Origin of the sequence: Streptomyces albipurpureus (assembly GCF_023701525.1) — a bacterium.
Classification (GTDB): Bacteria; Actinomycetota; Actinomycetes; order Streptomycetales; family Streptomycetaceae; genus Streptomyces; species Streptomyces albipurpureus.
Genome location: NZ_JAMQAW010000025.1, coordinates 271,657 through 297,337, shown reverse-complemented (window position 1 = coordinate 297,337; position 25,681 = coordinate 271,657). Strand labels below are relative to the sequence as shown.

General features: G+C 69.2%; 20 protein-coding genes. 11 read left to right on the top strand and 9 right to left on the bottom strand.

Features of this window, described 5'->3' with window-relative positions:
- Nucleotides 1-11: 11 nt before the first annotated feature.
- Nucleotides 12-1,187, bottom strand: coding sequence for a glycosyltransferase (locus NBG84_RS20810; protein WP_250921041.1), 1,176 nt, complete (start codon nucleotides 1,185-1,187; stop codon nucleotides 12-14).
- On the opposite strand from NBG84_RS20810, the gene NBG84_RS20805 reads away from it, so the two are divergent.
- A complete protein-coding gene (locus NBG84_RS20805) occupies nucleotides 1,186-2,028 on the top strand; it encodes a glutamate racemase (protein ID WP_250921040.1) in 843 nt (280 codons plus the stop codon). The two genes, NBG84_RS20810 and NBG84_RS20805, sit on opposite strands and share 2 nt — an antisense overlap.
- 94 nt (nucleotides 2,029-2,122) lie before the next feature.
- Nucleotides 2,123-2,698, top strand: coding sequence for a hypothetical protein (locus NBG84_RS20800; RefSeq protein WP_250921039.1), 576 nt, complete (start codon nucleotides 2,123-2,125; stop codon nucleotides 2,696-2,698).
- A gap of 41 nt (nucleotides 2,699-2,739) precedes the next feature.
- Here the strand turns inward: NBG84_RS20800 and NBG84_RS20795 are convergent, their stop codons facing one another.
- Nucleotides 2,740-3,816: an O-antigen ligase family protein gene (locus tag NBG84_RS20795; RefSeq protein WP_250921038.1), complete on the bottom strand. Its 1,077-nt coding sequence runs from the start codon at nucleotides 3,814-3,816 to the stop codon at nucleotides 2,740-2,742.
- A gap of 405 nt (nucleotides 3,817-4,221) precedes the next feature.
- Here NBG84_RS20795 and NBG84_RS20790 point away from each other — a divergent pair, with 405 nt between their 5' ends.
- The 3 genes from NBG84_RS20790 to NBG84_RS20780 all read left to right on the top strand — a co-directional run bounded on the left by NBG84_RS20790 (nucleotide 4,222) and on the right by NBG84_RS20780 (nucleotide 7,309).
- Nucleotides 4,222-4,992, top strand: a complete 771-nt coding sequence (locus NBG84_RS20790; RefSeq protein WP_250921037.1) for a hypothetical protein — start codon at nucleotides 4,222-4,224, stop codon at nucleotides 4,990-4,992.
- Between the two features lie 177 nt (nucleotides 4,993-5,169).
- Nucleotides 5,170-6,801, top strand: a complete 1,632-nt coding sequence (gene lnt / locus NBG84_RS20785; RefSeq protein ID WP_250921036.1) for an apolipoprotein N-acyltransferase — start codon at nucleotides 5,170-5,172, stop codon at nucleotides 6,799-6,801.
- A 10-nt stretch (nucleotides 6,802-6,811) separates the two neighbouring features.
- The gene (locus tag NBG84_RS20780; protein WP_250921035.1) at nucleotides 6,812-7,309 is read left to right on the top strand and encodes an NUDIX hydrolase; all 498 of its coding nucleotides are present in this window, start codon (nucleotides 6,812-6,814) and stop codon (nucleotides 7,307-7,309) included.
- A 94-nt stretch (nucleotides 7,310-7,403) separates the two neighbouring features.
- Here the strand turns inward: NBG84_RS20780 and NBG84_RS20775 are convergent, their stop codons facing one another.
- Complete coding sequence (locus NBG84_RS20775) at nucleotides 7,404-7,802, bottom strand: YybH family protein (RefSeq protein WP_250921034.1); 399 nt, start codon at nucleotides 7,800-7,802, stop codon at nucleotides 7,404-7,406.
- 250 nt (nucleotides 7,803-8,052) lie between these two features.
- On the opposite strand from NBG84_RS20775, the gene NBG84_RS20770 reads away from it, so the two are divergent.
- On the top strand, nucleotides 8,053-8,793 hold the full coding sequence (locus tag NBG84_RS20770) for a Clp protease N-terminal domain-containing protein (RefSeq protein ID WP_250921033.1): 741 nt from the start codon (nucleotides 8,053-8,055) through the stop codon (nucleotides 8,791-8,793).
- Between the two features lie 423 nt (nucleotides 8,794-9,216).
- On the opposite strand, the gene NBG84_RS20765 is transcribed toward NBG84_RS20770, so the two are convergent.
- Nucleotides 9,217-10,140, bottom strand: a complete 924-nt coding sequence (locus tag NBG84_RS20765; RefSeq protein WP_250921032.1) for a MurR/RpiR family transcriptional regulator — start codon at nucleotides 10,138-10,140, stop codon at nucleotides 9,217-9,219.
- A 447-nt stretch (nucleotides 10,141-10,587) separates the two neighbouring features.
- Between NBG84_RS20765 and NBG84_RS20760 the strand changes: the two genes are divergently transcribed.
- Nucleotides 10,588-13,152: a SpoIIE family protein phosphatase gene (locus tag NBG84_RS20760; protein ID WP_250921031.1), complete on the top strand. Its 2,565-nt coding sequence runs from the start codon at nucleotides 10,588-10,590 to the stop codon at nucleotides 13,150-13,152.
- On the opposite strand, the gene NBG84_RS20755 is transcribed toward NBG84_RS20760, so the two are convergent.
- Nucleotides 13,149-13,529: a DUF6299 family protein gene (locus NBG84_RS20755; protein WP_250921030.1), complete on the bottom strand. Its 381-nt coding sequence runs from the start codon at nucleotides 13,527-13,529 to the stop codon at nucleotides 13,149-13,151. The genes NBG84_RS20760 and NBG84_RS20755 overlap by 4 nt on opposite strands.
- A gap of 448 nt (nucleotides 13,530-13,977) precedes the next feature.
- Here NBG84_RS20755 and NBG84_RS20750 point away from each other — a divergent pair, with 448 nt between their 5' ends.
- From NBG84_RS20750 to NBG84_RS20740, 3 genes are all read left to right on the top strand, one after another.
- A complete protein-coding gene (locus NBG84_RS20750; protein WP_250921029.1) occupies nucleotides 13,978-14,934 on the top strand; it encodes a hypothetical protein in 957 nt (318 codons plus the stop codon).
- A 136-nt stretch (nucleotides 14,935-15,070) separates the two neighbouring features.
- Nucleotides 15,071-16,525, top strand: a complete 1,455-nt coding sequence (locus NBG84_RS20745) for an amino acid permease (RefSeq protein WP_308312090.1) — start codon at nucleotides 15,071-15,073, stop codon at nucleotides 16,523-16,525.
- Between the two features lie 121 nt (nucleotides 16,526-16,646).
- Entirely contained in the window at nucleotides 16,647-17,540 is an 894-nt protein-coding gene (locus tag NBG84_RS20740) for a GNAT family N-acetyltransferase (RefSeq protein WP_250921028.1), read from the top strand.
- A 65-nt stretch (nucleotides 17,541-17,605) separates the two neighbouring features.
- Here the strand turns inward: NBG84_RS20740 and NBG84_RS20735 are convergent, their stop codons facing one another.
- Nucleotides 17,606-18,946, bottom strand: coding sequence for a 6-phospho-beta-glucosidase (locus tag NBG84_RS20735; RefSeq protein WP_250921027.1), 1,341 nt, complete (start codon nucleotides 18,944-18,946; stop codon nucleotides 17,606-17,608).
- Nucleotides 18,947-19,310: 364 nt separating this feature from the next.
- Here NBG84_RS20735 and NBG84_RS20730 point away from each other — a divergent pair, with 364 nt between their 5' ends.
- Nucleotides 19,311-20,165 (top strand): class I SAM-dependent methyltransferase, encoded by an 855-nt coding sequence (locus tag NBG84_RS20730; RefSeq protein WP_250921026.1) that lies wholly within the window; start codon nucleotides 19,311-19,313, stop codon nucleotides 20,163-20,165.
- A gap of 254 nt (nucleotides 20,166-20,419) precedes the next feature.
- Here the strand turns inward: NBG84_RS20730 and meaB are convergent, their stop codons facing one another.
- Genes meaB through NBG84_RS20715 form a run of 3 tightly spaced genes read right to left on the bottom strand, consistent with a single transcriptional unit; the run spans nucleotide 20,420 to nucleotide 25,530 of the window.
- Complete coding sequence (gene meaB / locus NBG84_RS20725; RefSeq protein ID WP_250921103.1) at nucleotides 20,420-21,409, bottom strand: methylmalonyl Co-A mutase-associated GTPase MeaB; 990 nt, start codon at nucleotides 21,407-21,409, stop codon at nucleotides 20,420-20,422.
- A 12-nt stretch (nucleotides 21,410-21,421) separates the two neighbouring features.
- Entirely contained in the window at nucleotides 21,422-23,620 is a 2,199-nt protein-coding gene (scpA, locus tag NBG84_RS20720; protein WP_250921025.1) for a methylmalonyl-CoA mutase, read from the bottom strand.
- Nucleotides 23,620-25,530 (bottom strand): methylmalonyl-CoA mutase family protein, encoded by a 1,911-nt coding sequence (locus NBG84_RS20715; RefSeq protein WP_250921024.1) that lies wholly within the window; start codon nucleotides 25,528-25,530, stop codon nucleotides 23,620-23,622. The genes scpA and NBG84_RS20715 overlap by 1 nt, the downstream gene beginning before the upstream one ends.
- Nucleotides 25,531-25,681: the final 151 nt, after the last annotated feature.

The window sequence follows — 25,681 nt, the reverse complement described above, 5'->3', positions numbered from 1 at the left end:
AGCTCGTTAGTTCAGCGTTCCGGTGCCGGCCGGGGACGGGCGTAGGTACGCCCCTTCCAGGCCGCGCCGCGGCCGCGATAGTGCTGAACCGCCGAGTCCGCCGTCATCAACAGGTACAGGAACGCGGTGAACGGCAGCAGTGGCGCCAGCAGCGGCGACTGCCGGTAGTAGCGGAGCACCGGCAGATAGGTACCCGCCATCACCGCCCAGGCCAGCCCGCCGGCCCACCCCGCGGCCGTATCGCCGGTGAGCAGGCCCGCGCCGAGGGCGATGGGCGGTACCAGATAGACCAGGACCAGCCCCGCGACGGTCGCCGTGAGCAGGAAGGGGTTGTGCAGCAGTTGTGCGTAGGCGCTGCGCGACACCATCCCCCACAGATCCGCCAGACCCGGATAGGGCCGGACGCTGTCCACCCGATCGGCCAGCCCCAACCAGATCCGCCCACCGGACCGTTGTACGGCCCGCGCCAGCGACACATCGTCAATCACCGCCTGCCTGATCACCTCCGGCACACCGGCCCGCTCGGCCGCCTCGGTGCGCAGCAGCACACAGCCACCGGCCGCCGCCGCCGTCCGCGCCCCCGCCCGGTTGACCCAACGGAACGGATAGAGCTGACCGAAGAAGTAGACGAAGGCGGGCACCACCAGCCGTTCCCAGCGGCTCACCGTCCGCAACCGCGCCATCTGGGAGACCAGGTCGAAACCGCCCGCACGGGCCGACGCCACCAGGACACGCAGACTGTCCGGTGCATGGGCGATGTCCGCGTCCGTCAGCAGCAGGTAATCGGGGGCATCCGCGCGGGCCACCTCGATTCCATGCCGTAGCGCCCACAGCTTCCCGGTCCAGCCGGGCTCCGGTTCACCCGGATGGACTACCGTCAGCGGCAGCCCTCGGTACCGCGCCGCCAAGTCCCGGGCCGTGTCGCCCGTACCGTCCGTGCTCCCGTCGTCCACCAGCACCACCCGGGCACGCCCCGGATAGTCCTGTGCCAGCAGGGACGGCAGGCTCGCCGGAAGCACTTCCGCCTCGTCCCGTGCGGGGACCACGACCGCGATATCCGGCCAGGGGCCCGCCCATGGCGCATGGTGCGGCAGACGCTGGTCGGTACGCCAGAAGAAGCCCTGGCCAAGCAGCAGCCAGCCCCAGGCACCCAGTGATCCGGCGGCGGTCCAAGCGAGCGCTGTCATGAGCCGCAGTCTGCCCCAGCCGACCGGTGCACCAGCGGGTGTCGACTATGGTGACCGGGTGAAGATCGCGCTCATGGATTCCGGAATCGGCCTACTCGCGGCGGCGGCTGCGGTGCGCAGACTCCGGCCGGACGCGGATCTTGTGCTCTCCTCGGATCCCGACGGAATGCCCTGGGGTCCGCGTACGCCGGACGATGTCACCGAGCGCGCCCTCGCCGTGGCCAGAGCGGCGGTGGCCCATGAACCCGATGCGCTGATCATCGCCTGCAACACCGCGTCCGTGCACGCCCTGGCCACGCTGCGCGCCGAGCTGGAACCGACCGTGCCCATCATCGGCACGGTCCCCGCGATCAAGCCGGCAGCCGCGGCCGGTGGACCCGTCGCCATCTGGGCGACACCCGCCACCACCGGCAGCTCCTACCAGCGCCGGCTCATCCAGGACTTCGCCGGCGGCGCCGACGTCACCGAGGTGCCCTGTCCGGGGCTCGCGGACGGCGTCCAGCACGCCGACGACGCCGGAATCGACCGGGCCATCGCCGCCGCGGCAGCGCGCACCCCCGGTGACGTCCGGTCCGTCGTGCTCGGCTGCACCCACTACGAACTCGTCGCCGACCGCATCAGCGCCGCACTCAGCGCACCCGTCGTCCTCTACGGGTCGGCGCGGGCGGTCGCCGCGCAGACCTTGCGCCGACTGGGAGTTGACAGGTTCCCGGCGGAGCCCGGCGCGGTCCGACCGGGACGTCTCACCGTGCTGCTCAGCGGCCGGGAGTCCGCCCTGTCCGAACAGGCCCTGAGCTATGCCGAGGGCCGGCTGCTACAGACGGTGGCCCCGGTGCGCTGACCCCAGCTCGGTCCGTTTTGTCGGCTTACGTACTGCTCTGTGATGTTCGTCATGGAATCGGGCCGACCTTTCGGAAGCTGGGTACTCTGCTCGCATGAGGGACCACTTCGATGACTCGACGCGTCCCGCCGCGCACTCCGTCGAAACCGTGCCCGCGGTGTGGACCGGCCGTGCCACCAATCGGATGCAGTGGCTGCTCGCCGTGGCGGGAGCCGCCTGTATCGGACTCGGCGTAGAACTCGCCATCGTCTCCACCTGGACATCCGGGATCGCCCCCTTGCTGATGTCGGTCATCGGCTGTGTCGCCGCGGGCCTGCTGATCCTCTACGGGACCCTTGCCTTCGTTCATGTGGCGGTCACCGTGACCAGCGACTTCATCGAGATCCGCTGTGGCCATATGGGGCTACCGCGCCGAAGGATCCCGCTCTCCCACGTGGTGGGGGCGGAATTCGCACCGACGGTCACCCCACGTCATTGGGGCGGCTGGGGTTACCGCTGGCGCCCGGAAATGGGCACGGCGGTCATCGTCCGCCGAGGGGAAGCAGTGGTCTTCACCCTGGGTGACGGCAGAACCTTCACCGTGACCGTCGACGACGCCGAAGCCGCCGTACGCGCGGTGCGCGACCGACTCACCCCCGGCCCGGGGCCCGCAGCGCCCGTACAGGCCTGAACCCGTGGCCCTCCCACCCCCGAACCCGTAGCCTCCTGGACTCAGTCGGCCAGGAATCCTGCCGTCGCCGGGGTCAGTCCGCCGCTCGGCTCCGGGGCGTCACCGCCTGCCAGCCGTGCGGTGGCCACCCCCGCCAACAGGCCCGCACCCGCGGTCACCGGTGCGAAGCTCAGCGCGTTGCTCGCCGATGCCACCACCGCGAGCGCCGCGAGTGCCGCACCCGCGCTGAGCACGGTCGGGGTGGGCCGCGGTGAACGCCAGAGCCCCAGGAGCAACCACCCGAATGCCCCTACGAGCAGCACCACCCCCCCCACCCCCTGCTCGGCCGCTTGCTGAAGCGGTGCCGAATGGGGTTTGCCGTCCGAGCCCACCGACTGCTGGGCGGTCAGGCTCCGTTCCCCGAAGCGGCCCGGCCCCACGCCCCGTATCGGTTCAGCCTCGGCCAGTGACACCGCGTCCTGCCACAGGGCTGCTCGATGGTGGGTCAGCCCGCCCTTCAAGGAGTCGGTCAACCCGTTCGGCAGCGCGTCCTTGGCCACCCCCCACGAAACCACCGCCACCAGAGCGGGGATCAGCGCGAGGGCGCCGAGTGCCACGGTCCGGCGCCGCATGCGTGAGGTCGCCAGGGAGCAGAGCAGCACGCCCGCACCCGCCACCGCCCCGGTGATCGACTCCAGCACGAGCGCCGTACCGACGGCCGCGATCGCCAGCACCCGCGAGATGACCCGGCCGGTTCCCGAGCCGGCCGCCCCCGCCGCGCAGCAGGCGGCGCCGACCGCGAGCACCAGCAGACCGGCGGAGGCCCCCAGATGGCCGGGCTGGATGGGGGCGCTCGTATGCGCGCCCGGCACCCCGTCCGGCGATGCGATGGCAAGACCGAGGGCCGCGACGGAGATCGCGGTGGCCGCCGCCACCGGTAGCAGGGTGCCGCTGATCCTGCCGCCCGCGTATCCCGCGGCCACGGCGAACACGGCCAGGAGCACGCCCTCAGGTCTGGCGTCCCGTCCCACGGCGCTGATCAGCGACCACACGGCGCAGCCGCCCAGCACAAGAACCCCGATGACATCAGCCGTGCGGCCATGCTCCCGCGCCCCGGCACGCATGCCCGGTCCAGCCATTCCGCCGACCCCCCGACCTATGACGGAACCCCCGTACGCCCTTGCGTTCGGTGTGAAGCCGTACGGCAGGGCTGGCGCACACGGTAACGGCAGAGACACGGCTTTGTGGATGGGGGGTACGGGAACACCCGATTGGCGGACATGAGCCATGATGCTGTTGGGGCGGGAAAAGCGCTGTTGCACCTCATATGCGGACAATCGTCTGAGGGTTGTGCAGGGAGGCGTCTCGATTGGACTGAGGTGCGATTGCGCTGGGATCACAATTGGCGCGGGCACTCCCCAGGTAGATCATTTGACCGTCGCACGGCATACATTCGGGCCTCACGACGATTCCGAGTGAGTAGCGCCGAGATGAACTCCGCGCCGGGGAAGCGTCGTTCACCGACTCGAAGGAAAGCCCCTCTCATGCGCCGCACGACCGTCCGCCGTACTGTTCTTGCCGCTTCCGCCGTCTCGCTGGCCCTGTTGGTGACCGCATGCGGTTCGGATGAGCCCGCGGCGAAGGACAAGCCGAAGGCCGAGGCGTCGAAGAGCGCGCCCGCCGCCGCCCCTGCCGCCAAGGCACTGTCCCAGGCGGAGGTGGACAAGCTGATGCTGACGCAGAGCGACCTCCCGCGCCACAAGATCAACCCGGCCACCAAGGCGGATTTCGCCGCCGCCAAGGCGGCCAGCGCCGACAGGAAGGAGTGTGCCCCGCTGGTGGACGGCATGGCCCTGCGAGGCACCGGCGACGCGGCCGCCTCCTCGGTGCGCAAGGTCATCGCCATCCCGGAGAACCCCGGCAAGGACGCCACCGAAGAGGAGAAGCTGGCGGCGGCCATGGAGACATTGAGCGGCACCATCACCGCCGACACCGTGGCCTCGTACGAGGGCCAGGGCGCCGCTGACACCCTGGCGGCCATCAAGAAGGCCGGCACGGACTGCGGTAGCGGTTTCACCATGCTGGTCGGTACCGACAAACTGAAGTTCACCAAGGTCGCGCCGGCCGCCTACCCGGCCGGAGACGAGGCGGTGAACTTCGCGCTGACCGTTGACATGGAGGGCAAGCCGGGCAACGCCTACTTGACGGCGGTCCGCAAGGGCGGCACCGTCGCCACCTTCTACGCCCTGAGCCTCGCCGGGAAGAGCGAGCTGCCGAAGGCCGTCATCGACGCCCAGGTGAAGAAGCTCGGTTGATCGTTCGGCCGGCCCCGGTGCCGTACCGCTCTCCGCCGGGCGGTACGACACCGATGGGCTCGCTCCGCACGGCCGGGCCGGGCGGGTGGTCAGCGGCCCGGGCCGCAAGGGGATCGGGCACCCCCGCGCGGTGCCCGGACTGCCGGGCACCTGCCCCCTCGCCGTAGACTCCGGCAGGTGAGCGCCACCATGACCCCCGTAGACGCCCCGCGACCCGAACCCATCGGGCGGCGGCCCCTGCTCCGTCGGCTGCTGCGTCCGGGGGCCGCCGCGCTCTCCGGGGTTCTCCTCTATCTGAGCTTTCCGCCCCGCCCCCTGTGGTGGCTGGCGGTGCCGGCGATCGCGCTCCTCGGCTGGAGCCTGTACGGACGCCGGGCACGGACCGCCTTCGGGCTCGGCTACCTCAACGGCCTGGGCTTTCTGCTCCCGCTCCTGATCTGGACGGGGGAGGAGGTCGGCCCGGTGCCCTGGATCGCCCTGGCCGCGGTGGAGGCGCTCTTCATCGCTGGCGCCGCGGTCGGGATCGCCGCCGTCAGCCGGCTGCCGGTGTGGCCGGTGTGGGCCGCGGCGATCTGGATCCTCGGCGAGGCGGCACGGGCACGGGTGCCCTTCGGTGGTTTCCCCTGGGGCAAGCTCGCCTTCGGGCAGGCGGACGGGCTCTTCCTGCCGCTCGCCGCGGTCGGTGGGACACCACTGCTCGGTTTCGCCGTGCTGCTCACCGGTTTCGGACTGTACGAGTGCGTGCGACGCGGGCTGGCGTACCGACGCACCGGTGCTCTTCCCCGCGGGCCCCTGGCGGCGGCGCTGCTCACGCTCTTCGCCCCGGTCACCCTGGCCCTTGCGGCCCTGCCGTTGGTCGACGCCTCGGCCGAGGACGGCACCGCGACCGTCGCGGCCATCCAGGGCAATGTGCCCCGCCTCGGTCTGGACTTCAACGCCCAGCGCCGAGCGGTCCTCGACAACCATGTCCGCCGCACCGAGGAACTCGCCGCCGAGGTGAGCGCCGGCAAGGTGGCGAAGCCCGACTTCGTGCTCTGGCCGGAGAACTCCTCCGATCTGGACCCCTACCGCAATCCGGACGCCCGCCAGGTCATCGATCGCGCGGTGCGCACGATCGGGGTGCCGACGGTGGTCGGTGCGGTCCTCACCCCCGAAACCGGCAAGCTCCGCAACACCCTCATCAAGTGGGACCCCGAGCGCGGGCCCGTCGACACCTATGACAAGCGCCATGTGCAGCCCTTCGGTGAGTACATCCCGATGCGTTCCGTGGTGCGGATCTTCAGCTCCGACGTGGACCGGGTACGCCGGGACTTCGGGCCCGGCGACAAGGTGGGGGTCTTCGATCTCGCCGGTACCAAGGTGGGCCTGGTGACCTGCTACGAGGCCGCGTTCGACGACATGGCCAGGGACACCGTCACCGGTGGCGCGCAGCTCATCTCCGTACCGAGCAACAACGCCACCTTCGGCCGGAGCGAGATGACCTATCAGCAGCTGGCCATGTCCCAGGTGCGAGCGGTCGAGCACGGTCGGTCCGTGGTGGTGCCCGTCACCAGCGGGGTGAGCGCGGTGATCATGCCGGACGGGGAGGTCGTGCGGAAGACCAAGATGTTCACACCGGACGCGCTGGTGGCCGAAGTACCGCTGCGCTCCTCATTGACCCTGGCCACCCGGCTTGGAGCCTGGCCCGAGGCGATCCTGCTCCTGCTCGCCGGCACGGGGATCGGCTGGGTGACCATGCGGGCCGTACGACGCAGGAGGGAGTCATCGGGGCCGACCGCGGGCGGTCGGGAAGCTGCGGCGGACCAGTAGGGTCGGCCCAATGGGTACCCCTGACTTCATTCTCGACATCCGCGCCACAGCGGGAAATCAGCTGCTTCTGCTGCCGGGAGTGACCGCAGTCGTCTTTGACGACAAGGGCAGAGTGCTGCTGGGCAAGCGGGCTGACAACGGCCGCTGGTCGACCGTCGCCGGTATCCCCGAGCCCGGCGAGGAACCGGCCGACACCGCCGTGCGGGAGGTGTACGAGGAGACCGCGGTGCATTGCGTCCCGGAGAGTGTCGTACTGATCCAGGCGGCGGCCGAGCCGGTCGTCTACCCCAACGGTGACCGCTGCCAGTATCTCGACATCACCTTCCGCTGCCGTGCCACCGGGGGTGTGGCGCGCGTCAACGACGATGAGTCGCTTGAGGTGGGCTGGTTCGCCGCGGACGAGCTGCCGGAGCTGGATGAATGGTCTCGCTTCCGGGTCGAGCGCGCCATGGCCGGTGGACCCCTGTGGTTCCAGCCGCCGGGAGCGATGACACTCCCGGCCCACTAGCCCACCCGTGGGGCGAGGGGAGCGACCCCGAGTCCGTTTGCGTGCCCGGTGTTCGACCGGGGTCGCGGACGGTCGAGGGGGATCGCCGCGGCTGTCAGCTCCGGTCGGGAAACGAGTGGTGTTCGTGTGCGACCATCCAGCGACCGTTCTCCTTGCGCAGGCCCAAGGTCAGCCGCAGCCGTTGAGCCGGCTCGGTGCGCAGTGACTCCGCCGTGGCGCAGCGCAGCAGCGCGTGGGCGAAGGCGACCTCGTCCCCCGCGGTGATCTCCATCGAGTCGATCTCAAAACAGGCCCCCTGCCGCTGCCAGGTGAAGAAGGGCGGCCAGGTCCGTGCGTACGCGTCGATCCCCCGGACCCCTTGATCGGGTGGGGGTACGTCGAACATCACGATGTCGTCGGTGTGGTCGGCGAGCACCCCGTCGAGGTCCCCTTCGTGCACTGCCCTGGCCCAGCGGTTGACGATGGCGGTGATCTCCGCTGTGTCGTCGGTCATCGGTGGTTCCCTCCGGGAGCGGTCGTTGTGAGGTGCGTACTGCCGATGGGGGACTCAATCATCGCCGCTGTCCGATGCCCGGCGGTGCCGGGCTCGGCGACGGCGGGAGAACACCACCGGATCACCCGAAGCGGGCGAGCCACCGGGCCGTACGTCGTAGTGCCCACGTGATCGCGTCAGGGGAGGCGCCGAGCCGCTGAATGTCAACTTCGGGTTGACGGTCAGTGGCCTGTCAACCTATGGTTGACGCATGGAGAAGCCAACTCAAATGAACAACCCGGTCCGTCTCGACGATCTGATCGATGCCATCAAGACGGCTCACCCCGACACCCTGGACCAGCTCTCGGGGGCGGTCATCGCCGCTGACCACCTCGGCGATGTGGCGGACCATCTGATCGGTCACTTCGTGGACCAGGCGCGCCGCTCGGGTGCTTCGTGGACGGATATCGGCAAGAGCATGGGGGTCACCCGACAGGCCGCCCAGAAGCGATTCGTGTCCAAGGAGGGTGGCGAATCATCGGATCTCGATCCCCGTCAGGGGTTCAGCCGGTTCACCGCCCGCGCCAAGAACGTGGTCATGGGCGCGCAGAACGAGGCGCACGCGGCGCGCAACGGGAACATCGGCCCCGTTCATCTGGTTCTCGGGCTGCTGACCGAGCGCGAGTCACTCGCCGGCCGTGCGATCGTGGCGCAGGGCGTCGCGCTGGACACCGTTCGCCAGGCCGCGACCGACGCGCTTCCGCCCGCGGTGGAGCAGGTGCCCGACCTCGTCCCCTATGACGCCGGAGCCCGCAAGGTGCTGGAGTTGACCTATCGCGAGGCGTTGCGGCTCGGGCACAACTACATCGGCACCGAACACGTCCTGCTCGCTCTGCTGGAGCAGGAGGACGGCCGGGGGATCCTCGCCGCGGCCGGTGTGGACAAGGCTGCCACTGAGGCCCATATCGCGGATGGCCTGGCGGCCGCACTGGCGGCCAAGCAGGACGGCTGATCCCACCGTGGGGATTATGGCGGCCTCGGTCCAGGGGTAGACCGAGGCCGCCGAAGGGGCGTCCGCAGGGGACGGACTGCCCTCACGGATCACCACGAAGCAACGCGAGGAGGAACAAGCGTCTCTTCTTCGGTGTCCGGCTCTAGGAGGCCCGCAGGGGCCTAAGGGTGTTCGGTTCCGCCGATGCCGCCCGCGGGTGGGACGGGTCCCAACTCCGGGAAGCGGTGCGCACCTCTTAAGGCGGTGCGAGGGGTGATGAGCATCGTTGCGGGCTGCCGAATCCTCGATGGCGTGGGCCTTCCGGTGATCCGAGGATCTCCAGCTACTCGAACAGTAAATATATATACCGTTGAGTAATCAAGGGTATGAAAAAATTCATGCATATTCACCCATCGGGCAACTACCCCCTCAGACGGTGAGGAGTCAGTCCTCCAGGAAGAAGTCGTGCTGCTCGGTGGCGTGCTCGTAGCCCTCCAACCGGGTCTGTGTGCGCTGCGGATCGGCGTCCGCCATGGCCTGGAGCAGCGCGGCCGACAGCACCCCCGGCGCCGCGTAGGAGTCGAAGACCAGCCGGGAGCCGGTCGCGGCGGCAAAGGTCACATCCGCCTCGTCCACCAGCGGCCCGAGTGCCACGTCGGTGATCAGGGCGATACGCAATCCGGTGCTACGGGCGGCCCGCATGGCCGCCAGGGTCTCCTTGGCGTGCCGTGGCATCGCGAACGCCAGCACCCAGCTTCCGCCCGCCTCCCGGGACTGCAGAAGCGCGTCATAGGCGACACTGCCCCCCCGGGTCACCGTGCGTACATCGGGGTGGATGCGGCGGGCCGCATAGGCGAAGTACTCCGCGAGCGAGACGGAGATGCGCAGCCCGAGAACGGTCAACGGAATCGATTGCGCCAGTTCACGGCCGAGGTCGAGGACCTGCTGGGTATCCGCGACCAGCCTGCGCAGACTCTCCAGATTGCCGATTTCGGCGTCCACGGCGGCCTGCAACTCATTGCGCCGGTTCTCCTCGCGTGACTCCGGCGACGCGGCGACCGCGCTCAGCGCGATCGGCTGGAGGGCCTCGCGCAGCGCGGGATATCCGCTGAAGCCCACCGAGGCGGCGAACCGCGTCACCGAGGGCTGACTGACGCCGACCCGCTCCGCGAGGTCGGTGATCGACAGGAACGCGGCTTCGGTGAGGTGCTCGGTGATGTACTGCGCGATACGTCGCTGACCTGGGGAGAGCCGATGGCCGCCGAAGAGGGCCAGAACCCTGTCCGTGGGGGCGAGCTCCGTCTCCGGAGCCGGTCTTCCCGGCGTGATCGCAGACGCCTGTGCGCGTGCCTGCTGATCTGATGGCACCGGTGTCACTCCTTCTCGTCCCAATCCGGCCTCAACATAGCCCAGGAGCCGCTGTCGTACGGCGGAAGTACGTTCGGGTAGCACCTGTCGTCTCAGATGTCGGACAGCTGCTGGACCTCATGACCACGGGGAAGTGGCCGAGCCGGACCAGATGTCGCGGTGGACCTCTGCGGCAGAGGTCCACCCGGTGCGAACCCCGCTGCTGGCCTCCGGGGGTGCTCCCCCTCCACGGAGATGCGCGGTGGCGCGTCTCAGGAGCATATTGGCCTTGGGCGTGTCTTTCGGTCAGGCAGGATCACAGAGCGGGGTCGCTGACGTGCATCGCAAGGCGGAGCAGGGAGTCCGGCGGACGGGGGGCTCCGCCGTGCCGAAGGCTGGAGGCGGGGCGGCGCGCGGGGGTCGGGGGCGGGACGGGAGGGTCCTGCCGCGTCCGACGGACAGACCCTGATGACCTGGTACGACGCCACCGGCCGTACCCCGCCGGAGCGGCCAGCGACCTTCCCGGCGGCGCCCGGAGCACCTCAGAGCGGTAGCCGCGCACCCGATGAGCTGGAGGTGGTGCTCGCCCAGGCCGCCGTCAGCGCCGCCGAGGCGGTCGGTGGATACGCCGGCGGTGTCTACCTGCGTTCGCGTACGGAGGGCATGCTCCGGCTGGCCGTACTCGCCGGGCTGCCGGCCAGGCTCTTCCACCCGTGGTGGCGCATGCATGTGAACCGCCCCTTCCCGGTTGCCGAGGCCTACCGCTCGGGACGCGCCATCCACCTCGCCGACGCCGAGGAATCCATGCGCCGCTTCCCCCAACTGATGGCCGGGCTGCCCTTCCCCTTCAGTTCGCTGTACGTACCGGTCGTCAGCGGCAAGGAGAAACGCGGGGTACTGGCCGTGCTACGGCGAGCCACCCCCGGGAATCCCGTCGAGAACAGCGATCGTCATCGCATCCACAACGTCGCCCGCCGACTGGGCTCCTCGCTCGGCGAGTTGAGCGACCAGGGAGTCTCCCTTGAGTGGGAAGCCGAACCCCACCCCGTCCAACTCCCGTCCGTCACCACCCCCCTGGTGCGGATCGGCCACTTCACCTGGGAGCTGGACAGCGGGGCCCTCACGGTCGACGACGAGCTCTGCGCGATCCTCGGCCTCGACCCCGCGCGCTTCAGCGGAACCCTGGACGCGCTCACCGACCGGCTGATGCCGGCAGACGTCCTGGGGATCTGGGCGCTCGCCCGGCAGACGGCCGCCGCCAGCCGGCGGACCCGTCGCAGAATCCGGGTGCGGGGACCGGACGGTCGTCCCTATCTCTTCGAGATCTCCGCCGCGGGGGATGGGCCGTCGGGTACCCACCGGCCGGCTGCGCTCACGGGCTGCCTCGTCGACCTCGGCTCCGCGCCGATCGTCTTCGAGGCCACCGACCGGCTGCCGCGCGGGGTGTTCTCCCTCGACCGGCTCGGTCGCATCACCTATCTCAACAACAGCGCCGAAGCCCTACTCGGGCGAGCGGGACCCGAGCTGACGGGCCGTGTGTTGTGGGATGTGCTGCCCTGGCTGGGCCACACCATCCATGAGGACCACTTCCGGGCCGCCCTGATGTCCCACAGCCCGGTCCACTTCGTGGCCCGCCGCACCCCGGACGAGTGGCTGGCGTTCTCGCTCTACTCCGGCCATGACGGACTCACCGTCACCATCGTCGCCGCCGATGAGCCCAGTCATGCACCGGGGCCCGAACCCGAAGCCGCACCCGGCACGGCGATGGTGCCCGGGCCCAGCTCACCGGCCGACCGGGCTTCGGCGCTGTACCGGCCGGTCGCCCTCGCCATCGCCCTGACGGAGGCGGTGACCGCCCGTCAGGTCTCGGCCGTGGTCACCGAGGAACTGCTTCCGGCCTTCGGCGGCCGGCAGTTGGCGATCTACCTCCTGCATGAGCGCCATCTGTTCCTGGCCTGGGAGACCGGCTTTCCCCAGGGCTTCCTGGACCGCTTCGACGGGGTGGCGCTCGATGCCCGGCTACCCGGGGTGGAGACCCTCACCTCCGGCCGACCCCTCTTCTTCGAGTCGATGGAGAAGCTGGGGAACTCCTACCCCGGCATCCCCCTCGACGCCCATGTCGGCGCCCGGGCCTTTCTGCCGCTGATCGCCTCCGGGCGTCCGGTGGGTTCCTGCATCCTGGGCTTCGACCAGCCGCGGGATTTCGGCCCCGAGGAACGCGCGGTGCTCACCGCGCTCGCGGGACTGATCGCCCAGGCCCTCGCCCGCGCCCAGCGCTACGACACGGAGGCCGCGCTGGCCCGCGGCCTCCAGGACGCCCTTCTGCCGCACCAGTTGCCCGAACTCGACAACGTGGCCACCATCGGCCGCTATCTCCCCGGCACCCAGGGCATGGACGTGGGCGGTGACTGGTACGACGTGATCGAGACCGGCGATCGGCTGGCGCTGGTCATCGGAGACGTCCAGGGACACGGTGTCTCGGCGGCCGCCACCATGGGGCAACTGCGCAGCGCCGTACGGGCGTTCGCGCTGAGCGGGCACGATCCTCGGGAGGTGATGAGCGGGACCAACCGGCTGCTCATCGACCTCGACCCAGGCCAGTTCGCCAGTTGCTGCTACATCGTCGTCGACCCCAGGACCGGCCACACCCAGGCAGTGCGGGCCGGCCATCCCCAGCCCCTGCTCCAACACCCGGACGGTCCGACGGAGGTTCTCGACCTTGCCGGAGGTGTCGTACTCGGCGTGGACGCATCGGCTTCCTACCCGGTCACCGAATGGCGACTGGACTCCGGGGCAGTCCTCGCCCTCTACACCGACGGCTTGGTGGAACGACCCGGAATCGACATCGACCTCGGTGTGGAGCGACTGCGGAGCGCACTCGCCGAGTGCGGCTCCGCACCACTGGCCGAGACGGCCGACCGGTTGATCCGCGGGGCGGGCGCGGCGACCGACCGCCCGGACGACATCGCCCTGCTGCTCGCCTCGCGCTGGGGTGAAGACGACGGTGGAGGGCGCCGGGGTCCGGGGCGCTAGCCTCGCTGAAGCGTCAGTTGCGTGTCGCCCGCGGTCAGAACCGTCGGGAACGGCACCAGGCCGTGCGAGAGGTCCAGTTGGATCAGGGTCGCCTCCCCGCGTGCGGCCCCCGGCCGGAACGTGCCGGAAGCCTGGCCGGTGGCCCGCCAGGTCCGCTGCTGACCGTCGCAGTTCGCGACGATGCCGTCGAGACTCGCACGGGCGTCACCCTGAACCGCCTTGGAACCGATGAGGACCGGGCCCAGACGAGGTGATGAACAGCGGTAGGTTCCGGTGAGGGTGATCGCTCCGTCTTCGGCGATCTGGCCGATGCGATCGATGGTGACGGTGTCCGAGGCGAAGTGCGCACCCGCACTGACCGATAGGGGGCCGGTCACGAGAGCCGCCGCGATGCATGCCGAGGAAACGAGCGCTGAGCGCCGAGCGATGATCATGCCCGCCCAACGAGCACCCTTCGAAGAGGTGTCGACTGTCCGTGCGAACGGGTGAGTCGCCCGCAAATTCGATGTCCGGTCACCTTCACGATCGGTGATCAGGAGCCCGATGTGGTCATTCTTTCGCCATCGAACAGGCCAGGAACCTCTGCTATGGCGTACACGTTCGAGAAGAGTCCGGCAATCACAGGTGCGCAGGAGACGGCATATGCCAGTGCCCTCTGTGATGTGCAATAGACCCGGCCAACGTTCCCTGGATGACTGTTTTCCCTCTCACTCCGTCCTGAGTAGGGTGTGATCCCGCTGCCGGTGATCCACAGTGATCCGGCATTGTCCGGCGTGGCCGGAATGCGGGCGGACGGTGCCGTCCGGGGGGAAGGGGGAACAGATCGTGGCCGCTGGCCCGTTCCATGGGCAGTACGTTTGGCATCCGGCAGCCGATGACCACCAGCTTGCCCGCGCCTGCATCGACGTAAGGGCGGGTCGCTACCTCAGCGCACAGGAACTACTCCGGGAAGCACGCGGGGATTTCGAGATCAGGGCCCACCGTTCCCTGGTACTCGCATCCGAAGCGGCCGACTCGGATCTCGCCGAGCGCTGGCTGGACGAGGAGCCGGGGCCCGAATCCGCGCTGTTGTGGGCCCGTGTCGCGATGCTTCGCGCACTGCGCTCAGCGGACGAGCAGGGGCCGCACACAGAGGCCCTGGTGGACATCGCCAACGCCGCGGCAGAACGCGCCGCCCGGCTGCTTCCCCAGGATCCCACCCCCTGGGTCGCTCAATTGGCCGTCACCCGGATCAGACGACCCCTCGACCGTGCCCCCCTCGGGTTGTTGACCGCTCCCCCCGGGCCTTGGCAACTATTCGCCCGCATCCTCCGACTTGACCCCTGGAATCGCGAGGCGCACCACCGTTTTCTCGCCTTCTTCTTCACCCGGTACGGTGGGACGGCGAGCGCACGCTGGGATGTTGCCGCCTTCCTCAGCAACCGTGCGCCCATCTCTTCGCCGCTGCGCCTGCTGCCGCTGATCGCCCTCGCCGAGGAGTACGATCCTCACTCGCTGCTCGCTCACCACGCCTGGCGACAGCCCCAGTGCGTGGCCACCGCGGCAGCGGGCTACACCCACTGGTTCCCCCAGCTCTCCCGCTATCGCTACACCCCTGTTCTCGATCTCTCCTATCTGGCGCATGCGCTCTATCTGGGGCGCCGTGAATTCGAGGCACGCGAAGTCCTTTCGGCCATGGGCCCTTATGCCGCGCGTATGCCATGGAGTGTTTTCGGTGCCCCGGCAGCTCAATTGAGTAGAGCGAGACGGGCCTGTGGGTTGCCAGTACCCAATTCCGGCTGAATCTCAACCTTCGGTCTGCCCAGCGATGAAGGGAAATAACGCGGTTGTGTCCGAGCGAATGACTGCCATCCGACCGAGAAAACGTCATCACGATGATCGCGCCGTCGTTCTCGATGATGACGCGACACTCCATGCGATGGGATACCCGCGAAAACTCACCCGTCGCTTTCGAACGTTCGACAACTTTGCGATCTCCTTCACGATCATCAATGTCATCTCCGGAATCTTCTCCGCTTTTGGTTACGGCATGGGCGCCGGCGGCCCCTTGATTCTTGTGTTCGGTTGGATCGGCGTTTCCCTCATGGTGCTGTTTGTCGGGGCGGCCATGGGGGAGATCGCCTCCGCGTACCCCACGAGTGGCGCGCTCTACTTCTCCGCCGGCAAACTCGCCAAACGGCATCGTGGCGCCTGGTCCTGGTACACCGGCTGGCTGAACTTCGTCGGGCAGATCGGAGGCACCGCTGCCACCGGTTATGCCGCCGCCACCTTCATCCAGGCCTTCATCGTCATGCAGTGGCCCGGCTATCAGGTGACCGGGCACCGAACCGTGGCCATCACCACCGTGATTCTGCTGCTCCAGGCGCTCGCCAACACCTACACCGTGCAACTCGTCGCGGCCCTGAACCGTATCTCCGTGTGGTGGTTGGTCATCGGTGTGACCATCATCGTGCTCAGCCTGGCGCTGATCCCAACGGACCATCAATCAGTCGACTTCAGTACGCATTTTGTGAACAACACCGGCTTCTCCAATGCTGTTTACGCCGCAATGCTCGGGCTCCTGGTGAGTAGTTGGACCTTCACAGGATTCGACGGAAGCTTCCACATGTCGGAGGAGACGGTGAAGGCGACCGTGAGTACTCCCAAGGGCATCATGTGGTCCATCGCCTGCTCCGCGATCGCCGGCCTCATACTCATGATCGCCCTGGTGTGTGCGATCCGCGATTACGCGACTACAGCGAGTTCGTCCGCGCCGCCCGTGCGGATTCTCATTGATGCCCTTGGCGCCGGAACCGCCCGACTGCTCTTGCTCATCGTCATCGGCGCGATGCTCTTCTGCGGGCTCGCCAACATGACCAGTAATACCCGGCAGATCTTCGCCTTTGCGCGCGATGGTGCCATGCCAGGATCCCGGTGGTGGCATTCGGTGTCCCCCCGTACCCGTACACCCGTCAAAGCGGTCTGGTTGGCGGCTGGTTGCTCCTTCGTTCTGATCACTCCGGCCTGGTGGTCGCACACCGTGTTCGCCGCGATCGTCAGCGTCAATGTCGTGGGGCTCTATCTCGCCTATGGAGTGCCCATCTATCTCCGGCTGCGCCTGGGCGACGAGTTCCAGCGCGGCCCCTGGCATCTCGGGCGCTGGGGCCGGCCCGTGGCACGTACGGCGGTGGCCTGGATCGTCTTCAGCAGTGTGCTGTTCATGCTGCCGCACTCCTCGCCCATCACCCACACGACCTTCAACTACGCGCCGATCGCCCTGGGGGTGGTCCTCCTTGTCGCCGCCGCGTGGTGGTTCGCCAGGGCCCGGAGGAGTTTCCAGGGCCCCGTGAGTTACGGCAGCCCCGACGAAGTAGCGGCCATGGACCTGATCTAGGCCAACTCCAGCCCCCTGGGGCGGCGTTCCCACACGGGTCCGTACCGGTGGTCGAGAGCATCGGTAGCCCAGAGCCCGACAGCCCCGTCAACCGACAGCGAGAGAAGGGACAAACCCGCTCATGACCAATCCACTTGGCGAGACGGTCCAGACGTCCGACACCACCGGAGCGGCCCGCTTCAGCGTCAGCAGCGCCACCCGGGAGGAATGGCGCCTCGTCGCCGAATGGTGCGCCGCCGAGGGGTGGAACCCCGGCGACGGTGATGCGGAGTGCTTCCACCCCACCGACCCCGCCGGGTTCTTCATCGGCCGCCTCGACGGGGAGCCCGTCTCCTCGATCTCCGTCGTCAACTACTCGGACGAGTACGCCTTCCTCGGCTACTACGTGGTCCGTCCCGATCTGCGGGGGCAGGGGTGGGGGCTCGCGACCTGGCGTGCCGCCTTTCCCCATGCCGGCAACCGGCTGGTCGGCCTCGACGCCGTGCCCGCCCAGCAGGACAACTACCAGCGCTCCGGCTTCAGCCCCGCCTACGGCACGGTTCGCTACGGCGGGGTTCCCCAGCGGGTCGACGTCGTGGACGAGGGTGTCACCCCCATCACCGCGCAGGACCTGGAGGCGATCGCCGAGTACGACCGTGACTGCTTCCCCGCCGATCGGCGGGCCTTTCTCTCCCGCTGGCTGACCGCACCCGGGCACATCGCCCACGCCCGGTGGCGGGACGGACGCGTCACCGGGTACGGCGTCATCCGGCCCGGTCGGGACAGCCACCGGATCGGTCCGCTGTTCGCCGACACCGCACCGGACGCGGCGGCAGTCCTCGACGGTCTCACCGCACATCTCGGCCCGACCGACGAGGTCGCCGTCGATATGCCCCAGACCCAGGAGGCCGCCGCGGCCCTTGCCACCGACCGCGGGCTGACCGCGCAGTTCCCCACCGTACGGATGTACACCGGCCCCGCCCCTCAGATCCGTGCCGACCGTGTCTTCGGCGTCACCACCCTGGAACTCGGCTAGCACTGGCCTCCGCTGACGCCCTGTCTGCCCTGCTCCGGCGGTGCAGGGCGCCGCGGAAGGTGTCCTCAGCGGAGATAGGCCAGGCCCGGATGGACCTCCCTGTATCCATCGAGGAGCCGTCGGGCGACGCTCACCGAGTCAATGAGCGGATGCAGGGCGAACGCCTTCACCGCTCGCGCCCGTGAACCGCTCTCCGTAGCCGCCAGTACCTCGCGCTCCACCGCCTTCACCGCGCACACCAGGCCCGTGGCATGGTCCGGCAGGGGCGATACGGCGACCGGGTGCGCCCCGTTGGCGTCGACGAAGCACGGCACCTCGACCACCGCTTGCTCGTCCAGCGGCGCAAGCGCCCCTCGGTTACGGACATTGAGGATCAACGTGGTGCGCTGGTGATGGGCGATCGCGCGCATCAGCGCCAACGCGACATGCTCATAGCCCCCGGACTCCAGATCGGTGGCATCACGCTCGCCGGCGTCCACCGCCTCGCGGTTGTGCGCCATATAGGTCGACTCGCGCTCGGCCCGGGTACGGTCCCAACTCTCCCACGCCGGCGCGTCCGGCCGTTCCAACTCCGCGTAGAAGCGCGCCTGCTGCCGGTTGAGGAAGGCCCCGCGGGTCTGCTCGGCCTCCTGGTAGGCGCGAACCGTCTCCCGGTTGAAGTAGTAGTAGTGCAGATACTCGTTGGGGATCGATCCCAGGGACTGGAGCCACTCGGGCCCGAAGAGCCGTCCCTCCTCGAAGGAGCCCAGGGCGGTCGGGTCGGCCAGCAGCCCCGGGAGTTCATCGCGGCCGTCGACAACGAGCCCGCGCAACCAGCCGAGGTGGTTGAGGCCCGCGTAGTCGAACCAGGCCCGCTCCGGGTCCACGCCCAGTGCCCGCGCCACCCGGCGGCCGAGGCCGACCGGGGAGTCACAGATCCCGATCACCCGGTCGCCCAACTCGCGGGACATCGCCTCGGTGACCAGCCCCGCCGGATTGGTGAAGTTGATGACCCAGGCGTCCGGCGCGAGCCGTGCCACCCGGCGCGCGATCTCCCTGGCCACCGGAACCGTCCGCAGACCGTAGGCGATCCCGCCCGCCCCGACGGTCTCCTGCCCGAGCACCCCTTCCGCCAGGGCGATGCGCTCATCGTCGGCCCGGCCGGCCAGACCGCCCACCCGAATCGCCGAGAAGACGAAGTCCGCCCCGCGCAGGGCCTCATCCAGATCGGTGGTGACGCTCACCTCCGGTGCGTCCGACACCCCCTCGGCCTGGTCCGCGAGGACGCGGGCGATGGCGGTCAGCCGGCCGGCGTCCACATCGTGCAGAACCACCTCGGTGACCCTGCCCTCAGCGCGGTCGCCCAGCAGCGCGCCGTACACCAGCGGCAGCCGAAAGCCTCCACCGCCCAGGACCGTGAGCCTCATCCTTCAGCCACCTTCGCTTCCCTTACCCCTATGCCCCCCGGCCCGTCCGTAGGGGTGCGCGCGATACAGGCCGCACGCTACCCGTCGGTTGCGAGGCGCTCGCGGACACCGGGCACACCAGCGGTGGAATCCGCCGCCCGGGCAACCCCGGACGGCGGGTGACGTACGGCGCAGGATCAACCGTAGCCACTGCTCCGTTCGAAGACGTCCCAGCTCAGAACCTATGACCTCACCAGCTGGTGGGACCGGCCGGCCGCTGTCGGCAGGGAAGTCACCCCCGCCCGGGTGCAAGTTAGGGTTACCTAACTAGAATGGCGCTTCTGTCGTCGCACCGCATCGCCGACACCACCCAGGAGAGATGACTATGGAGCCTCGGACCACACACGCGCCCGATCTGGAGGAGATCCAGCAACCCCCGCTGTTCTTGCTGGGCGCCAGAGCCATGGACACAGCGAAGCGCCGAGGCGTGCTCCAAGACCTGCGTTCCGTGGAGATGGTCGACTCCATGGACGACGACTTCCCGCGGTTCAACGGTGCGCGCGGCCTGCTCGGCGCCAGCATCCGCACACTCCTCTTCGACACCTGGGTTCAGGACTTCCTCAACGACCACCCCCACGGGACCGTCATCGAACTCGGCACCGGGCTCAACTCCCGCTTCGAGCGACTCGACAACGGGACCGTGCACTGGTTCGACCTCGATCTGGCCGATGCACGCGAACTGCGGCACGCCCTCCGCCACGGCACCCACCGCAGACGCACCCTTGCCGCCTCCGTGACCGACCCCTCCTGGATCGAGGCCGTACGCCAGAGCCCTGGGCCGTACTTCCTCGTTGCCGAAGCCGTACCGATCCATCTCGACGAGGCTGAGGCGCGTCAGGTGTTCCGCATGCTCGCCCAGCAACTGCCCGGAGCCCAACTGGCCCTGGAGACCGCCTCCGCCACGATGCTGGACGGCCAGGACGGTCATGACGTCCTCAGCAGGGTCGCCGCGCGGATGCGCTGGCGCTGCGACGACCCGGCGGAGCCGGAGCGCTGGCACCCGGACATCGCCCTCACCCGGACGTGCACCTTCGCTCGGCTGCCCGCTGCCGTCAGCCGCCGCATCCCCCAGCGGCAGCGCGGAATGCTGCGTGCCATGGCCACCGTGATGCGCCGCCAGATCCAGGGATACCGCTTCAACCTCTACCAGCTCGGCCCCAAGGGCTGGCCCGCGCTCTGAGGCGGATCGGCCCGGTGCCAGCTGCGGTGCACCGCACGGCGGAAGAGCATTCCCACACGGGCCGCAGGGGGGCGAAACGGCAACGCGGCGTGGGGGTACGCCCGCGCTACGGGACGACTGCGGGACCAGGGGAAGCGCGGTCGTGCTCGCGCGCCAGCCCAGGCGCCCCGAGCCAAGCCGGCATGGGGGAGAGAGCACGGCAGGGGATGGGCCGCACCCCACCCCCTGCCCGTCTCCAGAGAGCGCCCCGATCACTACCGGGGCAGCTGGAAGGCGTCCAGGATACGCTCCGCCGCGACGGTGGCCGTCAACCGCCCGTCCCGTAGCTGCTGTTCGAGCTCCGGAGCGAGCGTCCGCACCTCGGGGTGGCTGCGCAACCGGTCCTTCAACTCATCGTGCACCATCGACCAGGCCCAGTCGACCTGCTGATTCCTCCGCTTGACGGCAAGCCGCCCGGTCGATTCCAACAGGGCACGGTGCTGGTCGATCCGCTCCCACACGGTGTCAAGGCCCATGGACTCACGGGCGCTGCACGACAGCACCGGGGGAGTCCACGCCGCGTCCACGGGGTGCATCAGCCGCAGCGCGCCGGCGAGTTCCCGGGCCGCGGACCGAGCGTCCCGCTCATGGGGACCATCGGCCTTGTTCACGGCGATCACATCGGCCAGCTCCAGCACACCCTTCTTGATGCCCTGCAACTGGTCACCGGTCCTGGCCAGGGTGAGCAGGAGGAACGTGTCCACCATATTGGCCACGGCGGTCTCCGACTGTCCCACCCCGACCGTCTCCACCAGGACGATGTCGTACCCCGCCGCTTCCATGACCAGGATGGTCTCGCGAGTGGCTTTCGCCACCCCGCCGAGTGTTCCCGCCGTGGGGGAGGGCCGGACAAAGGCCGCCGGGTCCGTCGCCAACCGCTCCATCCGGGTCTTGTCGCCCAAGATGGAACCACCGGTACGACTGGACGAGGGGTCGACGGCAAGGACCGCGACCCGATGTCCGAGCCCGGTGAGCATGGTGCCCAGCGCATCGATGAAGGTGGACTTGCCCACCCCCGGCACTCCGCTGATCCCCACCCGTCGGGCCCCGCCCGCATCCGGTAGCAGCCGGGTCAACAGCCGCTGGGCCAGCACCCGGTGGTCGGGGCGGGTGGACTCGACCAGGGTGATCGCCCGGGCGATGAACGCCCGGGAACCCTTCCGCACCCCGTCCGCGTACGTGTCGATGTCGATCGTCGGTGGCATCGAAGGCACGGACTACACCTCATGGCCGAGCGCGGCGGCCAGGGTCTTCAGAAGATCGTGGGCCGCGTCCGGGATCACCGTGCCGGGCGGGAACACCGCCGCCGCACCCGCCTCGTGCAGGGTCGGTACATCCTGCGGCGGAATCACCCCACCCACCACGATCATGATGTCCTCGCGGCCCTCCGCCGCCAACTGCTCCCGTAGCGCCGGCACCAGGGTGAGGTGCCCGGCGGCCAGCGAGGACACCCCGACGATATGGACATCCGCCTCGACGGCCTGGCGCGCCACCTCGGCGGGCGTCTGGAACAGCGGGCCCACATCGACGTCGAAGCCGAGGTCGGCGAAGGCCGTGGCGATCACCTTCTGGCCCCGGTCGTGTCCGTCCTGGCCCATCTTGGCCACCAGGATGCGGGGGCGGCGGCCCTCCGCCTCCTCGAACGCGGTCACCGCGGTCCGGGTGCGCTCCACGGCCGGGGACTCGCCCGACTCATTGCGATACACACCGGAGATCGTACGGATCTGACCCGAGTGGCGTCCGTAGACCCTCTCCAAGGCGTCCGAGATCTCACCGACGGTCGCCTTCGCACGGGCCGCGGCCACCGCGAGCGCCAGGAGATTGCCCTCAAGGCCGGGGCCTGGCCCGCGCTCCGCGGCCGCGGTCAGGGCACGCAGGGAGTCCTGGCACACCGCCTCGTCGCGTTCCTCCCGCAGCCGCCGCAACTTGGCGATCTGCTGGGTGCGCACCGAGGAGTTGTCGACCTTCAGCACATCGATCTGCTCGTCGGTCTCCACCCGGTACTTGTTCACACCGATGACGGGCTGCCGTCCGGAGTCGATGCGTGCCTGGGTGCGGGCCGCGGCCTCCTCGACGCGCAGCTTGGGGATGCCGGCGTCAATGGCCTGCGCCATGCCCCCGGCCGCCTCCACCTCCTCGATGTGCTGCCAGGCACGCCGTGCGAGGTCATGGGTCAGCCGCTCCACATAGGCACTGCCACCCCAGGGGTCGATGACCCGGCAGGTACCGGACTCCTGCTGGAGCAGCAGTTGGGTGTTGCGGGCGATGCGTGCGGAGAAGTCGGTGGGCAGCGCCAACGCCTCATCGAGGGCGTTGGTGTGCAGCGACTGGGTGTGGCCCTGAGTCGCGGCCATCGCCTCCACACAGGTGCGGGTGACGTTGTTGAAGACGTCCTGGGCCGTCAGGGACCAACCCGAGGTCTGGGAGTGGGTGCGCAACGAAAGCGACTTGGGGTTCTTGGGGTCGAAGGTCTTCACCAGCTTCGCCCACAGCAGCCGTGCCGCCCGTAGCTTGGCGACCTCCATGAAGAAGTTCATCCCGATCGCCCAGAAGAACGACAGCCGCGGCGCGAACGCGTCGACGTCCAGCCCCGCGCCCCGCCCGGCCCGGAGGTACTCCATCCCGTCCGCGAGCGTGTACGCCAACTCCAGGTCGGCCGTCGCCCCCGCCTCCTGGATGTGGTACCCGGAGATCGAGATGGAGTTGTAGCGCGGCATCTTCTGGGAGGTGTAGGAGAAGATGTCCGAGATGATCCGCATCGATGGCGTCGGCGGATAGATATAGGTGTTGCGGACCATGAACTCCTTGAGGATGTCGTTCTGAATGGTCCCGGCCAGCTTCTCGGGCGGTACGCCCTGCTCCTCGGCGGCCACGATGTAGAGCGCCAGTACCGGGAGCACCGCACCGTTCATGGTCATCGACACACTCATACGATCCAGCGGGATGCCGTCGAAGAGCTGTCGCATGTCGTAGATCGAGTCGATGGCGACCCCGGCCATGCCCACATCACCCGTGACCCGCGGGTGGTCACTGTCGTAGCCGCGGTGGGTCGGCAGGTCGAAGGCGACCGAGAGGCCCTTCTGGCCGGCCGCGAGATTGCGTCGGTAGAAGGCGTTGGACTCCTCGGCGGTGGAGAACCCGGCGTACTGGCGGATGGTCCAGGGCTGGTTCACGTACATCGTCGGATACGGTCCGCGCAGATACGGCGCGATCCCCGGGTAGGTGGCCAGGAAGTCCACACCCGCGAGGTCCTGCTCCGTGTAGAGGGGCTGGACGGGAATGCCTTCCGGGGTGTCCCACACCAGATCCATGGCGCTCTTGCCGGTGGCCTCCTTGACGGCGCTCTGCCACTGGTCCTTCGAGCCCGCGGCGCTGCTCGGCCCGAGTGCGATCCCGGTGAAGTCCGGAATGCCCATCACGCCACTCCCATCCGGTCGAGTGCGAGGGTGAGGACGGCAACGGCGTTGCCGCCCGCGAAGACGAACTCGTCCACCCCCGCCTGGAGATATGCCTCACGCTGCTCGCCGGGACGACCGGCGAGGTAGACGCGCTGTGCTCCGGCGGCCTTCAACGCCTCGGCGACCGGAACGGCCTGATCGGCGTAGAGGGCGTCACTGGAACAGATGCAGACGAGATCGGCGCCACTGGCGGCGAACGCCGCGGCAGCCGATGAGGCGTCCACCGAGACCGGGTCGTGGATCGTTTCGATACCGCCCGCCTGGAAGAGATTGGCGGCGAACGAGGTACGCGCGGTGTGCGCCGACGCGGGGCCGAGCGCGGCGATAAAGATGCGCGGTCGGTTTCCGGTCCCCGCGAGCCAGGCGTCCGAGCGGCTGCGCAGCTGTTCGAACTCCTCGTCGCGGCGAACCCTCGGCAGCCCACCGGACGGCCCTTCGGGTGCCCGATCGCGGTGTACCGGAGCCTCTGCGAGCAGGGGGAACTCGCTGACGCCCGTGATCGGCTCCTTGCGCTGGGCGATCTTCGCCTTTCGGGACCGCCAGGTCGCGTCGATCCGCTCGGAGATCAGTCCGCCGCGCAGCGCGGCGAGTGAGCCGCCGGTGCGCTCGATCTCCTGGAACCACTCCCAGGCCGCCTGCGCCAACTCATCCGTGAGCTGCTCCACGTACCAGGAACCCCCGGCCGGGTCGATGACCCGGCCGATATGGGACTCCTCGATAAGGATGGTGGAGGTGTTGCGGGCGATGCGCCGGGCGAAGGCGTCCGACAGACCGATGGCGTGGTCGAAGGGGAGCACGGTGACGGCGTCCGCGCCGCCGACGCCCGCGGCGAGGGAGGCGACCGTGGTCCGCAGCATGTTGACCCAGGGGTCGCGGCGGGTCATCATCACCGGCGATATCACGGCATGCTGCCGCTGCGCGCCGGCCGATTCAGCGCCGCTCACCTCGGCGATCCTGGCCCAGGTGCGTCGGGCCGCACGGAGTTTGGCGATGGTCAGGAACTGGTCGGCGGTGGCCGCGTAGCGGAACTCCAGTTGCCCGCAGGCCGCGTCGCTGCTCAGCCCGGCGGCGGTCAGCTCACGCAGGGCCGCCACGCCGGCGGCGAGGGAGCAGCCGAGTTCCTGTGCGGCCGACGCGCCGGCCTCGTGGTAGGGCAGGGCATCCACGGTCAGCGCGCGCAGCCCGGGGTACCGCTCGTGGCAGAGCCGGGCGAGTTCGGCGGCTGCCGCACTGAGCGTCGGCACCTCGTCATAGGCACCGGTCCGCGCGGCGTGACCCAGCGGGTCGGCACCCAGATTGCCCAGTACCGAGCCGGCCGGGGTACCCCGTTCACCGTGGATGCGCAGCAGTTCCCGCGCGGCGGCGTCGAAGGCGGCTCCGGCGTCGAGCACGATCGGAGCAAGGTCGAGATAGACCCCCTCCAGGACCCTGTCGAGCGCGGAGACGGGGATGCCGCCCTCGCCGATCGAGAGCCAGAGCGAGGTGACACCGTTTTCCAGATCGGCGAGCACGGCCTCGTTGGCGTGGGCCGGGTCGGGTCGATCGTGGCGTTGGCGGACGTCCCAGCCGGCGATGGCGCCGCCTTCCGGCCTGCCGCCCCGGGTGAAGGGGGCGAAGCCGGGGAATCCCACACCGCCGGTGTGGCCGTCCGCTGTGCCAGCCGTACTGCCCGCTGTGCCCGCCGTGTAGAGGGGACGGGTGGCGAGCCCGTCCTCCAGGGCCGTGGACAGCGCTTCCTCGGCGGCCGACTCCGGAACGTCCTTGCCCGATTTGCGCAGCACACCGGCGACAAGCCGCTGCCACTGCTCATGGGAGGGATTCGGGAATTCGGCGGCCAGCGAGAACCCGTCATCGGGGAGGACCGTCATGGGTCGGATGCTAGGACAAGGACACAGTGAGGCAGCAGGGGCACAGACTGTGACCTTGCACTCTCTGTGAGGACTTGATCCTTTTCGTCCTATGGACTACTCCGTTGGGGCGTACACCGGCTTCCTCTCGGCCGGCGCTGCGGTACGAGCC